At 62.1% G+C, this 15,295-nt stretch carries 8 protein-coding genes; 4 read left to right on the top strand and 4 right to left on the bottom strand.

Annotated features, from left to right (window positions below; genetic code table 11):
* The first annotated feature begins 12 nt into the window (after positions 1-12).
* From RGM2987_RS13375 to msrA, 3 genes are all read left to right on the top strand, one after another.
* A complete protein-coding gene (locus RGM2987_RS13375; protein ID WP_245141843.1) occupies positions 13-1,404 on the top strand; it encodes an alkaline phosphatase D family protein in 1,392 nt (463 codons plus the stop codon).
* A 194-nt stretch (positions 1,405-1,598) separates the two neighbouring features.
* Positions 1,599-4,292 carry a GGDEF and EAL domain-containing protein gene (locus RGM2987_RS13380; RefSeq protein WP_245141846.1) on the top strand — a complete coding sequence of 898 codons (2,694 nt, stop codon included), beginning with the start codon at positions 1,599-1,601 and terminating at the stop codon, positions 4,290-4,292.
* Between the two features lie 78 nt (positions 4,293-4,370).
* Entirely contained in the window at positions 4,371-5,018 is a 648-nt protein-coding gene (gene msrA, locus RGM2987_RS13385) for a peptide-methionine (S)-S-oxide reductase MsrA (protein WP_245141862.1), read from the top strand.
* Between the two features lie 150 nt (positions 5,019-5,168).
* Here msrA and rlmJ read toward each other — a convergent pair whose 3' ends face one another.
* The 4 genes from rlmJ to putP all read right to left on the bottom strand — a co-directional run bounded on the left by rlmJ (position 5,169) and on the right by putP (position 10,781).
* Positions 5,169-6,008, bottom strand: coding sequence for a 23S rRNA (adenine(2030)-N(6))-methyltransferase RlmJ (gene rlmJ / locus RGM2987_RS13390; protein WP_245141848.1), 840 nt, complete (start codon positions 6,006-6,008; stop codon positions 5,169-5,171).
* 251 nt (positions 6,009-6,259) lie between these two features.
* The gene (locus RGM2987_RS13395) at positions 6,260-6,991 is read right to left on the bottom strand and encodes a DUF4123 domain-containing protein (RefSeq protein ID WP_245141850.1); all 732 of its coding nucleotides are present in this window, start codon (positions 6,989-6,991) and stop codon (positions 6,260-6,262) included.
* A complete protein-coding gene (locus RGM2987_RS13400; protein ID WP_245141853.1) occupies positions 6,988-9,042 on the bottom strand; it encodes a type VI secretion system tip protein VgrG in 2,055 nt (684 codons plus the stop codon). Before RGM2987_RS13400 ends, RGM2987_RS13395 begins: the two co-directional genes overlap by 4 nt.
* 254 nt (positions 9,043-9,296) lie before the next feature.
* Positions 9,297-10,781: a sodium/proline symporter PutP gene (putP, locus tag RGM2987_RS13405; RefSeq protein ID WP_245141855.1), complete on the bottom strand. Its 1,485-nt coding sequence runs from the start codon at positions 10,779-10,781 to the stop codon at positions 9,297-9,299.
* Positions 10,782-11,239: 458 nt separating this feature from the next.
* Here putP and putA point away from each other — a divergent pair, with 458 nt between their 5' ends.
* The gene (gene putA, locus RGM2987_RS13410) at positions 11,240-15,193 is read left to right on the top strand and encodes a trifunctional transcriptional regulator/proline dehydrogenase/L-glutamate gamma-semialdehyde dehydrogenase (protein ID WP_245141858.1); all 3,954 of its coding nucleotides are present in this window, start codon (positions 11,240-11,242) and stop codon (positions 15,191-15,193) included.
* Positions 15,194-15,295 lie beyond the last annotated feature (102 nt).

Consider the following 15,295-nt stretch of genomic DNA (forward strand, 5'->3'; position numbering starts at 1 on the left):
ATGGACTCGAATATGTTCAAACCTACCGTCGGCCCTATTGTTGGCCACACAACTACCGACCACGCTCGAATATTCCTGCGCGGTGATCGCGATAACAAGTTGGTATTCGCCGGCATTCGCCACAGGCGCAAAGGTGAAACAAACTGGTCGAGAGGACAGTTCGTTCAACTGGAGCCGCACCGCGACATGTCCGATGTGATTGTGCTCAAAGACCTTCAAGCCAATACCGCCTATGAATACCAGGCAGGCTGGTTCAGCCCCCTGAGCCCGACCCACACCGTGGCAACCGTGCAGGAGCTGCCGCTGCAATGGCCCCGGACCCTTTACTGCCTGCGTACGCAAGCGGCTGAACCCGGCGCGCCTCGCGCCTATATCGTGGGTTCCTGCCGTTACCTGCGAATCACCGGCGGCGTGCCGTCGCTGCCCGGCCTCGGTGACCGCACCTTTGCCGGCATCAATCGCGTCGCGGCCCTGGCCGACCCGCCGATCAGCGCGGTATTGATGACCGGTGACCAGGTCTATCTCGACGACTTGAACAAGTTTGCTCCGGACCGGACCTACCACGACGTTCTGTTTAAATACCGCACTGTTTTTTCCCAGCCACACATTGCCAGATTGATGTCCGAAGTCCCCACTTACATGATGCTCGACGACCACGAAATTGAAGATAACTGGCCTGCCAACAGAACGCTCAACGACGACATTCTATATGCCAACGCCATGAGCGCTTACGAACTTTATCAAGCCAGCCACAGCCCGGCCCATGAACTTCTCCGTGACGGAACAATAAATAAAGCACTGAAGCGCTACTGGTATACATTCGCCCACGGCGATATTGAGTGGTTTGTCACAGACAGTCGCACTCAACGCAACCTGTCGCCCGGCGACCGCCGCATTCTGAACGAGGTCCAGGAACGGGCGCTGCTCCAATGGCTCGTCCAGAGCAGCGCCAGGGTCAAATTCGTGGTCACCAGCGTCATGTTCTACCCCGACAGCAAATGGAATGACGGTGACGCCTGGCAGGCCTTCCCAGACCAACGCCTGCGCCTGCTGGAGGCCCTGCGTCGTGAGAGGATCAGGAACGTGATCTTCGTCTCGGGCGATGTGCACGGCTCCATGACCAGCCGCCTGCGCCACAGCCAGGATCCTGAGTTCGAGGTCAACACCATCGTTTCCTCGCCGCTGTGCAACAGCAGGCTGCTGCCTTATGCCAAGGCGTCGGACTTTATTTTCGATGCGCCCATGGCCCGGGTTGAAAGCGGCGAGTATCGCTACGAACTGACCAGCAACGTGGTCAGCCAAGACAACTTTGCCCGCCTGCACGTCACGGCGCAGAGCGTCCAGGTAATCTTCCACGACCGCGACGGCAACCCCTTGCAGACGGTGGAAATCGCGCTTCGCTGACCAGCGGTGCCCCTTGCGACACTCTCTTATCGGCCAACGACTGGAGAAATCCCTTCGTCGGCCGATATAAGGTTTATAGCACATGGCCTTCATGTCTCTTGTCAGCCAGTGCCGCAATGATGCAACCTTGCGGCAATCCGTAATAATGAGGGCGTCAGCCCGGCGCGATCAGAATTTTCGAAGCGAGTTTCCCCATGAAAAGCCAACCCGATGCCGCCAGCCGAATGGCGGCCGAGGTAGTGACGCAGTTACCGGTGCCCTCGCGGCTCGGCATGCTGCGTTTCGAACGGCTGAATGAAGCAAGCTGGGCGCTGTTGTTCCTCGATCCCAATTGCGAGCGATACTTCGGCCTGCCGGCGGTCGACCTGTGCTCGCTGGTCAGCTCGCCCTACGCCAGCCTGATGGAGCCCGAGGCGCGCTATAAGCTGCACGACGCGATCCAGCAGCAACTGGCAGAGGCCGCGCATTACCAGATCCGCTACATGCTCCACACCGCTCAGGGCCCGATGAATGTGCTGGAGACCGGGGAAGCCTACAAGCAACACAATCGTCATCTGTTGCGCGGCTACCTGTTGGTGGTAGACAGCTTGCTGCAAGGCGAGCCGTCCATGCCGGCGCTGGACCTGGAAACCCAGAACTCACGCTTGCAGATCGCCCTGGAGCTGAACCAGCGCGCCCAGCAGGAACAGCTCCAGCACCTGGACCGGGTGCGCGCCCAGCAGGACCTGATCCTGCTGCTCACCCGCCAGCGCTACAGCGCCAATAACTCACTGCTCGAAGCGGCCGAACTGATCACCCGCAGCGCCTGCGACATCTACCAGATCGATTGCGCCAGTATCTGGAACCTCGAAGATGGCAAGCTGGTACCCATCTCGGCCTTCAACCGCGCTTCCCAGGAATACTTTTTGCCAGGCGTGATCGACGCCACCGAGTTTCCCAATTACATGGAGGCGCTGCAGTCCTGCCGCGCCATCGACGCCCACAATGCGCTACGCGACCCGCGCACCCGGGAAATGGCCGAGAGCCTGCGCGCCCGCGACGTCAACGCCATGCTCGACGCCAGCGTGCGCATCGACGGCCAAGTGGTGGGCGTGCTGTGCCTGGAGCAAGTGGGCGCCACCCGCGCCTGGCAGTCGGATGAGATCGCCTTTGCCGGTGAGCTGGCGGACCAGTTTGCCCAGGTGATCAATAACCACAACCGCCGGACCGCCACCAGCGCCCTGCACTTGTTCCAGCGCGCCGTGGAGCAGAGCGCCAACGCGTTCCTGCTGGTCAATTGCGACGGCGTGGTGGAGTACGTCAACCCCAGCTTCACCGCGATCACCCAGTACACCACCGAGGAAGTCCACGGCCAGCGATTGTCCGAATTGCCGGCCCTGGAGAACCTCAGTGAGCTGCTGTTCGACGCGCCCTCGGCCCTGGCCCAGAACAACAGCTGGCAGGGCGAGTTCAAGAGCCGGCGCAAGAACCTGGAACCCTACTGGGGCCAGTTGTCGATTTCCAAGGTCTACGGCGACAACCGCGAGCTGACCCATTACATCGGCATCTACGAAGACATCACCCAGACCAAGCTGGCCCAGCAGCGCATCGAGCGCCTGGCCTACACAGACAACCTGACCAACCTGGGCAACCGCCCGGCGTTCATTCGCAACCTGGATGAACGCTTTGCCAGGGACAGCGACTCGCCCATCAGCCTGTTGCTGGTGGACATCGACAACTTCAAGCGCATCAACGACAGCCTCGGCCACCAGACCGGCGACAAGCTGCTGATCAGCCTGGCCCGGCGCCTGCGCAACAGCCTGAGCCCCAGCGGCAGCCTGGCACGCTTCGCCAGTAACGAGTTCGCGGTGCTGCTGGACGACACCGACCTGGAAGCCGGCCAGCAGATAGCCGGCCAATTGTTGATGACCCTCGACAAACCGATGTTCGTCGACAACCAGTTGATCAGCGTGACCGGCTCCGTGGGCCTGGCCTGCGCACCGCTGCATGGCCGCGATCCACAGACCCTGATGCGCAACGCCGGCCTCGCCCTGCACAAGGCCAAGGCCAACGGCAAGCATCAGGTCCAGGTGTTCACCGAAGCACTGAATGCCGAGGCCAGCTACAAGCTGTTCGTGGAAAACAACCTGCGCCGGGCCCTGACCCAGAACGAACTGGACGTGTTCTACCAGCCCAAGCTGTGCCTGCGCAGCGGGCGCCTGCTGGGCATGGAAGCGCTGCTGCGCTGGAATCATCCGGAAAAAGGCATGATCCGCCCGGACCAGTTCATCAGCGTGGCCGAGGAAACCGGCCTGATCATCCCCATCGGCAAATGGATCGCCCGCCAGGCCTGCCGCATGAGCAAGCAACTGACCGCCGCCGGCCTGGGCAACCTGCAAGTGGCGATCAACCTGTCGCCCAAGCAGTTTTCCGACCCGGATCTGGTCGCCTCCATCGCCAGCATTCTCAAGGAAGAACAGCTTCCGGCCCGGTTGCTGGAACTGGAGCTGACCGAAGGCCTGCTGCTGGAAGCCACCGAAGACACCCACTTGCAGCTCGATCAACTCAAGCGCCTGGGCCTGACGCTGGCCATGGATGACTTCGGCACCGGTTATTCGTCCCTGAGCTACTTGAAGAAATTCCCGATCGACATCATCAAGATCGATCGCAGCTTCATCCACGAAATCCCGGACAACCAGGACGACATGGAAATCACCTCCGCGGTGATCGCCATGGCCCACAACCTGAAACTCAAGGTGGTGGCAGAAGGCATCGAGACCGCCCAGCAATTGACCTTCCTGCGTCGCCACCGCTGTGACGTCGGCCAGGGCTACCTGTTTGACCGACCCATCCCTGGTGCTGAGCTGATCGAGAAGCTCAAGCGCTATCCGCGCGGTCCAATTGCCTGACAGCGACGTAACACTCGGGCACACTGGCAGTCTTATTATCCAAATTCGCTCAATTCAATCTGACTGAGAGGACTGATGATGGTCTTGCGCTCGGAAATCCTGGTGAACAAAAACGTGCTCCCTACTCAAGAACAAGCGCTGCCTGGCCGCGAAACCCCAATGACCGTGCCGGAAAAGCACTTCGTCCACGACGCGCCGCTGCTGGGCCCGTTTGCCATGGACGTGGATTTCGCGATCTTTGGCCTGGGCTGCTTCTGGGGCGCCGAGCGCAAGTTCTGGCAGCGCGAGGGCGTGGTCAGTACTGCGGTGGGCTACGCTGGCGGCTTCACGCCGAACCCCACGTATGAAGAGGTCTGCTCAGGCCTGACCGGCCACAGCGAAGTGGTGCTGGTGGTCTATGAACCGGCGAAGGTCAGCTATGAGGCGCTGCTGAAGATGTTCTGGGAACTGCATAACCCGACCCAGGGAATGCGCCAGGGCAACGACATCGGCACCCAGTACCGCTCGGTCATCTATGCCACCAACCCTGAGCAACTGGCTGCCGCCCAGCACAGCAAGGAGATCTTCCAGGCGGAGCTGACCAAGGCCGGCAAGGGCACGATCACCACCGAAATCGAAGAAGCGCCGACGTTCTACTTCGCCGAGGCTTATCACCAGCAGTACCTGGCGAAAAACCCTGAAGGGTATTGCGGGATCGGCGGTACGGGCGTGACCTGCCCGATCTGACTTTCAGGTTTTAAAAGTTTCGCGAGCAAGCCCGCTCCCACATGGGTTTTGTGTCTGAGCGCATTTTTGTGATCAACACCAACCTATTGTGGGAGCGGGCTTGCTCGCGAATGCGCCCTTCCAGGCGCTACCAACGCGTCTGATCGCCCCTCAACTTTCCGCAATCAACCAATCCATCTGCCATCCACCCTGGGTCTGTCCGAGCTTCTTCGACAGCCACGGCAGCAACTCCCGCAACTCTTCCTCCAGCCCCCATGGCGGATTGGCAATCGCCAGGCCGGAGCCGTTCAGGCTGTTGGGCGTCGCCAGTGGATGCACCAGCAGCTCGACCCGCAACAGCTTGGGCGCCCCGGTGCCGGCCAGGTCCTGGTAGAAACGGCGCAACATCCGCTGGTCCTTCACCGGGTACCAGATCGCCGCCACTGTCTGGCGCATGCGGCCGATGGCTTCCTTGAGGGACGCGGCGCAGCGCTGCATTTCGTCAAGCTGCTCGAAGGGCGGATCGATCAGCATCAGGCCGCGCTTCTCTGCCACCGGCAGCAGCGCCCGGGGCACGTGCCAGCCTTCGCCCAGGTGCACCGCGACGCGCCGGTCGCCTTTCATGTTGTCCTTGAGCAGGACGCCGTCTTCAGGGTGTTTTTCGTTGAGCAGTACCCGGTCCCGCGGGCGGGTCAGGCGTCGCGCCAGTTCCGGCGAGCCCGGGTAATAGCGCAACTGCCCATCCGGGTTCATCTCGTGCAGCACCTGCATGTAGTCGGCGGTCAGCGGCGGCAGATCGTTCTCGCCCCACAAGCGCGCGATGCCTTCCAGGTATTCACCGGTGCGGTTGGCCTGGTCGCCCTGCAGGTCGTACAGCCCGATGCCCGCGTGGGTGTCGAGGTAGGCGAAGGGCTGCTCCTTGCGCGACATCAGGGCGATGAGGCGGGTCAAGGTCAGGTGTTTGAACACATCGGCGTGATTGCCGGCGTGGAAGGCGTGGCGATAATTCATGGCGGCTCCTGCGAAGGGCGACGAGTTTACCGCGAAGCGCGCCGCGCGTCAGGGGCCGCGGCCCAGCGGGCAGCGGGTCGCACTGTTTGAAGGATGGAAAGGACCGTGGCGAGGGAGCTTGCTCCCGCTGGGTTGCGAAGCAGCCCCCGGATAGGCGAGCGCTTCGCACTGGTGCGCCAGCCCGGTCGAGCGGGAGCAAGCTCCCTCGCCACAGCAAGCCCCCTCGCCACAAGAGCAGGCCAGGGCAAATATCAACCCAGTTCCTGGGTCAAATAGCCGAGCAACGGCGCCTTCGGCGCTTCGCCAGGCCCCAAGGCTTCGAGAAAGTGCGCGACCTTGCGCCGCAGGATGCGCTCGTCGACCCGCTCGAACAGATACGGATGCTCCTCGCTCAACCATTTGAGCAGGTTGTCCCGCAGGCAGTCGGTCGAATGCCCGGCCATCGCCCTGAGCACTGCGCCGGGTACTTCCCACCAGGGATATGCCTGCGCTGGTCGCTGGGCATTTGCGACGATTTCCAGCACTTGACCGTTGATCAGGCAGCGGCTGACGACCGGCAAGAGCTGCCCGGCTTCCACCTCCGGCGATTGCAGGATCGGCAGCAAAAAGCGTCCATCCCAAAAACGGAAAAATACCGATTGGCCGCCCGGCAGCAGAACCTGTGTCAGCCCACACAGATGCCCGGCAAGGGTGTCCTGGCAGGCAGACGACACTGCCAGCCAACCCCAGTCGAGCGAGTCGCCAGCGCCGATCCAATCCAGAAACGCACTGTCTGCGGCGACGACGCCCACATAAGGCATTGCCGCCGCCCATTCAGCATAAGGCGTATCGGCCCATATCGGGCTGGGCGCCGAAGTCATCGAGCGTCGCCAGGCCGCCAGCGGCCCAGCGGCGCTGGCACTGCTGAAGACGGCATAAAGCTGCTCGCCTGCCTGCAAAGGATGCTCTTGAAGCCAGGCGTGGGGAGATTGACCGCCCTTCATGCACTTGCCTCGGCACCCACCACCCGGCGAGCAACGGGTGGCGGCGCGCAGACACCGCTCTTGCAACGCTCACACTCTTCACAGAACGGGGCCGCGCCGCCCAGGCTCAACAGTTGGGCGTAGGAAAGCCGAGAGGTCGTCGCGGCAAGTTTTTCCTCAAGGCACGACACAGCAGACGCCGCGCTCCTGGCGTGCATCGGCGCGCCACCGACTTCGATCGGCACGCTGCTGGAGATCCCGCTCGCGCCGATATTGATCCAATGGCCCCCTGCCTGGATCGTCACGCTGACACCCGCATCCAGGACGATCTGCTGGCCGGCGCTGACGTGAAACTGCTGGCTGGCATTGAGGACTTGGCTGGTTACCCGGATGTGTCGCTCGCCAGTGACCAGCAAGTGGTCGTCCTGCCTGACCTCCGCCTGCCGACGTCCGTGGGTGATGCGCTGCTCATCGGCCTTGAGCTCGTGACGGGCAGTACCGGTGACGACGATGCTGCGTTCATGATCGACCTGCACCCGCTGGTCGTGCAGCACATGCTGGGTCCAGTCTCGTTGGGCGCGCAGGTAGATCTCTTCGGCGCCCTTGCGATCCTCGATGCGCAACTCGTTATAACCGCCTCCGCCAGGGCTGCTCTGGCTGCGCCAGATGCTGCGGGTCTTGTCCGCCGGCAGATCCAGCGGCGGCGGGTTGGCACCATTGGGCAGGCAGGCCACCACCAACGGCTTGTCGACATCGCCATCGATAAACCCCACCAACACTTCCATCCCGACCCGGGGGATCATCACCGCACCGTAGCGGTCATGGGCCCAACCGGAGGCCACCCTTAGCCAGCAGCTGGCGTGCTCGTCACGCTTGCCGTCGCGATCCCAGATCAATTGGACCTTGACCCGCCCGAACTCATCGCAATGGATCTCGCTGTCCACGGGCCCGGTGACCACCGCCGATTGGTAACCCTGGGCTGGCGGTTTCGGGTGACGCAGGGGCGGACGATAGAAAACATCCCACGGCGTCGCCACGAACGTATTGCGGTAGCCCTGGAGCTCATCAGGGCTGACACCCGCCGCTTCTTCCAGGACCTGGGGCTGGCGGCCATGGTGGGAGACTTCAGTGAGCAGCCAGAGGTCATTGCACTGCGCCCGGGTATGCCCGCGCACCTGCATGAAATGCCCACTGATCAGGGCGCACTGATCACTGCATCCTTCGGCCTGGCGGTAGTCGACCGCGTGGCGCTCCAGTGCGCGCCGGGCCAAGTGGCGGCCATGGTCGCGGTCGGCAAACTGCCCTGGGTAGCGATAGTCTTCCAGCACCGGCTGCTGCTGATTGTCGTGGCGGGTTTGCAGCGCCAGGCCGGGCTTGGAAAAATCATAGTCGCGTAGCGTCACCGCGTTGGTCCGGGCCTGGAGCCGCACCGTCAGCGCCTTGATCGCCGGCTCGCTGGCGACCATGCCGCTGTCCGGTTGATAAAGCGTAGGTTCGGGCAGATGGGGAAAGACGGTCTGATCGTCGCCGAACACGAGTAGATGCCCCTCAGGACTGTGCCTGAAGTGGTAGTGAATGCCGACCTCGGCACAGATTCGCTCGATGAACGCCAGATCACTCTCGGCGTACTGCACGCAGTACTCCCGTTCAGGGTATTGCCCACTGAGGCTGAACCGGAAGGCATCACCCTGGATGCCATGGTCCTTGAGGATCCGCCCGATGATCGCCGGCACGCTCAATTGCTGGAAAATCCGCTGGTTGATGCGATGCCGCAAGTAAGCCAGGCGTGGCACCAGGCTGATCCGGTAACGCGCCAGACGCTTGCCGCAATCCCCTAGGGCGACGCTGTAGACCTGACCATGCACACCACGCCCCTGGCCCTCGAACGCCAGGTAGGCCTGGCGATGCAGGAGTTCTTCCAGCGCCAGGTCGAACCGTTCGCTGACCAGCTCCAGGTCAAAGCGATACGGCTGGCTGATCGCCTCCTTGCCCTTGAACTCAAGCACCTCGAATTCATTTGGCCCGCTGTCGAATGTCAGGGTGAAACGCGATGGGATGGCAGGCGGGAGCATCCGATGTGCCTCTGTTGAATGAAGGCGACTGATTCTGCATGACCCCTCAGGACAACGGATCGGTGCTCAAGAAAAACAGACGTTGCCTTATATGCGCAGGGACAAAAGCCGCACAACGCGTCGCATTTTCCGACAGACATCCTCGCTCAAAACAGGGCCAGCCCTGACGCAGCCGCAAAAAAAACGGCCCGCCTCCAGGGGAGACGGGCCGTTCCTTATCCTTCAAGCGAGCCATACAGGCCCCATTGAAAGCCTTACTGGTTCAAGCGGAAATCCTTCTCGGCCGCTTCAAAGCGCTGCACCATACCGGCGGTAGGCGAGCCCATCTTGCTGACGAAGAAGATAGCCAGGCTGGCGAAGATGAAGCCCGGGATGATCTCGTACAGGCCCAGCAGCTCGAAGTGCTTCCAGACGATCACGGTGATCGCACCTACAAGAATGCCGGCCAGCGCGCCGTTACGGGTCATGTCTTTCCAGATGACCGAAATCAGCACCACAGGACCGAACGCAGCACCGAAGCCGGCCCAGGCGTAGCTCACCAGGCCCAGTACGCGGTTTTCCGGGTTGGCGGCCAGGGCGATGGCAATCAGTGCCACCAGCAGCACCATGGCGCGACCGACCCAGACCAGTTCCAGCTGCGAAGCGTTCTTGCGCAGGAAGGTCTTGTAGAAGTCTTCGGTCAGGGCGCTGGAGCACACCAGCAACTGGCAGCTCAGGGTACTCATCACCGCCGCGAGAATGGCCGACAGCAATACACCGGCAATCCATGGGTTGAACAGCAGCTTCGCCAGCTCGATGAACACACGCTCGTGGTTCTCTGTGACGGGGCCGGCGACTTCAGGGTGCGCCGAGAAGTAAGCGATACCAAAGAAGCCGACGGCAACGGTGCCGCCCAGGCACAGGATCATCCAGGTCATGGAGATACGACGGGCGTTGGCGATGGACTTGACCGAATCGGCCGCCATGAAACGCGCCAGGATATGCGGCTGGCCGAAATAGCCCAGGCCCCAGCCCATCAGCGAAATGATGCCGATGAAGGTGGTGTTCTTGAGCATGTCGAAGGACGAAGGATCTTTCGCTTCGATGGCCAGGAACGTGGTGTCCACGCCGCCGGTGGCCAGCAGCACGATGATCGGCGTGAGGATCAGCGCGAAGATCATCAGGGTGGCTTGAACGGTATCCGTCCAGCTCACCGCCAGGAAACCACCGACGAAGGTGTAGGCAATGGTCGCCGCCGCACCGGCCCACAGCGCCGATTCGTAGGACATGCCGAAGGTGCTTTCGAACAGACGGGCACCGGCGACGATGCCGGAAGCGCAATAGATAGTGAAGAACACCAGAATCACCACCGCAGAGATGATCCGCAGTACGCCGCTCTTGTCTTCGAAGCGGCTGGAGAAGTAATCCGGCAGCGTCAGTGCGTCGCCGTTGTGTTCGGTCTGCACGCGCAGGCGGCCCGCCACGAACAGCCAGTTCAGGTACGCACCGACGATCAGGCCGATGGCGATCCAGCTCTCCGACAAGCCGGACATGTAGATGGCACCTGGCAGCCCCATCAACAACCAGCCGCTCATGTCCGAAGCACCGGCGGACAACGCCGTGACCACGCTCCCCAGGCTGCGACCGCCCAGGATGTAATCGGAAAGGTTATTGGTGGAGCGATAAGCCATCAGGCCGATCAGGACCATGGCTGCGATATAGATCACGAAAGTGATCAACGTGGGATTGCTAACACTCATTGAATAACGCCCTGGCTTTGTTTTTATGTAGCGGTGGCAGCTGGAAACGCCGACAACAGAAGTTGTAGTGACGATTTGCAGACCCGCGAATTTATGACCGATGTTTCCCCAGGAAAGCCATCAGCCGATGCTCCGGCGAGAACCGGTTGCACCTTGGCCGCGAATGCTATTCAACAAATGAAATGAGGTGCAACCTGTTTCGTTCAAATCAGTTGCACCTGATCGGTTTTCCTACTGATCGAGCGCTTTTTGCTCCAGGTTGGTGCAATAACTGATGTTCTATCAGTAGCGAGAGCACCAAGTAAGTGCATGGAAACCATGTTCGTACCTGCTAACTGATGAGCTGCTTATTATTTCATCCAAAAATGGGTTGCACCCGGTTGCACCTCATTCTGCGCACAGCTAATCTTGCCGCCAGCTGATGCCACGCCATACGTGGTAAACATGAGGATAAAAATATGGCTACCACCACCCTCGGGGTCAAACTCGACGACCCGACCCGCGAACGCCTCAAGGCGGCCGCAACCTCGATTGATCGCACGCCACACTGGCTGATCAAGCAGGCAATTTTCAATTACCTGGAAAAACTCGAGGGTGGTGCAACCCTGACCGAGCTCAACGGTGCCCCCCGCGCCGACAGCGACGATGCCGGCGAGGTCCAGGTCGACCACGCTCACCAGTGCTTCCTGGAATTTGCCGAAAGCATCCTGCCGCAATCGGTCCTGCGCGCCTCCATCACCGCCGCCTATCGTCGTCCGGAACCGGAAGTGGTGCCGATGCTGATCGAGCAGGCGCGCCTGCCGGCGCCAATGGCCGAGGCCACCAACAAGCTGGCGGCGTCGATCGCCGAGAAGCTGCGCAACCAGAAAAGTGCCGGCGGCCGTGCCGGGATTGTCCAGGGACTGCTGCAGGAGTTTTCCCTGTCGTCCCAGGAAGGCGTGGCGCTGATGTGCCTGGCCGAAGCCCTGTTGCGGATCCCGGACAAGGGCACGCGCGATGCGCTGATCCGCGACAAGATCAGCACCGGCAACTGGCAGCCGCACCTGGGCAACAGCCCTTCGCTGTTCGTCAACGCCGCCACCTGGGGCCTGCTGCTGACCGGCAAACTGGTCGCCACCCATAATGAAGCGGGCCTGACCTCCTCCCTGAGCCGCATCATCGGCAAGAGCGGCGAGCCGATGATCCGCAAGGGCGTCGACATGGCCATGCGCCTGATGGGCGAACAGTTCGTCACCGGCGAAACCATCGCCGAAGCCTTGGCCAACGCCAGCAAATTCGAATCCAAGGGCTTCCGTTACTCCTACGACATGCTGGGTGAAGCGGCGCTCACCGAACATGACGCGCAGAAATACCTGGCCTCGTACGAACAAGCCATCCACTCGATCGGCAAAGCGTCCCACGGTCGTGGGATTTATGAAGGCCCGGGCATTTCCATCAAGCTTTCGGCCCTGCACCCGCGCTACAGCCGCGCCCAGTACGAACGCGTCATGGACGAGCTGTACCCGCGCCTGCTGGCGCTGACGCTGCTGGCCAAGCAATACGACATCGGCCTGAACATCGACGCCGAAGAAGCCGACCGCCTCGAACTGTCCCTGGACCTGCTGGAGCGCCTGTGCTTCGAGCCGCAACTGACCGGCTGGAACGGCATCGGCTTCGTGATCCAGGCGTACCAGAAACGCTGCCCGTACGTGATCGACTACGTGATTGACCTGGCGCGTCGCAGCCGTCACCGCCTGATGATCCGCCTGGTAAAAGGCGCCTACTGGGACAGCGAGATCAAGCGCGCCCAGGTCGAAGGCCTGGAAGGCTATCCGGTGTATACCCGCAAGGTGTACACCGACGTGTCCTATATCGCTTGCGCCCGCAAGCTGTTGTCGGTGCCGGAAGTCATTTACCCGCAGTTCGCCACGCACAACGCCCACACGTTGTCGGCCATTTATCATATCGCCGGTCAGAACTATTACCCGGGGCAGTACGAGTTCCAGTGCTTGCACGGCATGGGCGAACCGCTGTACGAACAAGTTGTAGGCAAGGTTTCCGAAGGCAAGTTGAACCGTCCGTGCCGCGTGTACGCCCCGGTCGGCACCCATGAAACACTGCTGGCCTATCTGGTGCGTCGCCTGTTGGAAAACGGCGCCAACACCTCGTTCGTCAACCGCATCGCTGACCAGTCCATTTCCATTCAGGAACTGGTGGCCGACCCGGTCGCGAGCATCGAGCAGATGGCGACCCTGGAAGGCGGTTTCGGCCTGCCGCATCCGCGCATTCCCCTGCCACGCGACCTGTACGGCAGCGAACGCGCCAACTCCAGCGGCATCGACATGGCCAACGAACATCGCCTGGCCTCGCTATCCTGCGCCTTGTTGGCAACGGCCCATAACGACTGGAAGGCTGCGCCGATGCTCGGCTGCGCCGCCAGCGAAGAAGCACCCGCGCCGGTCTTGAACCCGTCCGATCACCGTGACGTGGTCGGGCATGTACAGGAAGCCACGGTCGCCGACGTCGACAACGCCATCCAGTGCGCGGTCAACGCTGCACCGATCTGGCAGGCCACGCCACCGGCCGAACGCGCCGCGATCCTGGAACGCGCCGCGGACCTGATGGAAGGCGAGATCCAACCGCTGATGGGCCTGTTGGCCCGCGAAGCCGGCAAGACCTTCGCCAACGCCATCGCCGAAGTCCGCGAAGCCGTGGACTTCCTGCGCTACTACGCGGTTCAGGCGCGCAACGATTTCACCAACGACGCTCACCGCCCATTGGGCCCGGTGGTCTGCATCAGCCCGTGGAACTTCCCCCTGGCGATCTTCAGCGGCCAGGTCGCTGCGGCACTGGCCGCCGGCAACCCGGTCCTGGCCAAGCCAGCCGAACAGACGCCGCTGGTGGCCGCCCAGGCCGTGCGCCTGCTGCTCGAAGCAGGCATTCCGCAAGGCGTGCTGCAACTGCTGCCGGGCCGTGGCGAAACCGTCGGTGCCCGCCTGGTGGGTGACGAGCGGGTCAAAGGCGTGATGTTCACTGGCTCCACCGAAGTGGCGCGCCTGCTGCAACGCAACATCGCCGGTCGCCTGGACAACCAGGGCCGCCCGATCCCGCTGATCGCCGAGACCGGCGGCCAGAACGCGATGATCGTCGACTCCTCGGCCCTGACCGAACAAGTGGTCATCGACGTGGTGTCGTCGGCCTTCGACAGCGCCGGCCAGCGTTGCTCGGCCCTGCGGGTCCTGTGCTTGCAGGAAGATTCCGCCGACCGTGTCATCGAAATGCTCAAGGGCGCCATGGCCGAGTCGCGCCTGGGTAACCCGGAGCGCCTGTCGGTAGACATCGGCCCGGTGATCGACGCCGAAGCCAAGGCCGGCATCGAGAAACACATCCAGGCCATGCGCGACAAAGGTCGCACCGTGTACCAGATGGCAATCGCCGACAGCGACGAGTGCAAGCGAGGCACCTTCGTGATGCCGACCCTGATCGAGCTGGAAAGCTTCGATGAGCTGCAACGCGAGATCTTCGGTCCGGTGCTGCACGTGGTCCGCTACAAGCGCAAGGAACTGGATCAGTTGATCAACCAGATCAATGCGTCCGGCTACGGCTTGACCTTGGGCGTGCACACCCGCATCGACGAAACCATCGCCAAGGTGATCGACAACGTCCATGCCGGCAACGTCTACGTGAACCGCAACATCGTCGGTGCCGTGGTCGGTGTCCAACCGTTCGGCGGCGAAGGCCTGTCGGGCACCGGGCCCAAGGCCGGTGGTCCGCTGTACCTGTATCGCCTGCTGTCGACCCGTCCGACCGATGCGATCCAGCAGTCCTTTGCCCGCGGTGACGCCGTCAGTGCACCGGACCTGCGTTTGCGCGATGCCATGAGCAAACCGCTGACCGCCCTGCAAGCCTGGGCCGACAGCCAGAAACTCGCCGAATTGAGCGCCCTGTGCGTACAGTTCGCGGCCCAGTCGCAAAGCGGTATTACCCGCCAGTTGACCGGCCCGACGGGCGAGCGCAACAGCTACGCCATCCTGCCGCGCGAGCATGTGCTGTGCCTGGCCGACGTGGAAGGCGATCTGCTGACGCAACTGGCGGCCGTACTGGCCGTGGGCGGCTCGGCCGTGTGGCCGGAAACCGATACCAGCAAAGCCTTGTTCGCACGCTTGCCGAAGGACATTCAGGCGCGCATCCAGCGGGTTGGCGACTGGGCCAAGGACGACGTGGTATTTGACGCGGTCCTGCACCACGGCGACTCGGATCAGTTGCGCAGTGTCTGCCAGCAAGTGGCCAAGCGTGCCGGCGCCATCGTCGGGGTCCACGGTTTGTCCCAGGGCGAAACCGGCATCGCGCTGGAGCGTTTGGTGATCGAGCGGGCGTTGAGCGTCAACACCGCAGCGGCGGGCGGTAACGCCAGCTTGATGACGATCGGTTAAACCACTGCAAGCCAGGCACTCGCAATGGGTGCCTGGGTAACCGCAATCCCCTTGTGGGAGCGGGCTTGCTCGCGAAGGCGGTGGGTCAGTCGACATCATTTC

Source organism: Pseudomonas sp. RGM2987 (genome assembly GCF_022952855.1).
Taxonomy (GTDB): domain Bacteria; phylum Pseudomonadota; class Gammaproteobacteria; order Pseudomonadales; family Pseudomonadaceae; genus Aquipseudomonas.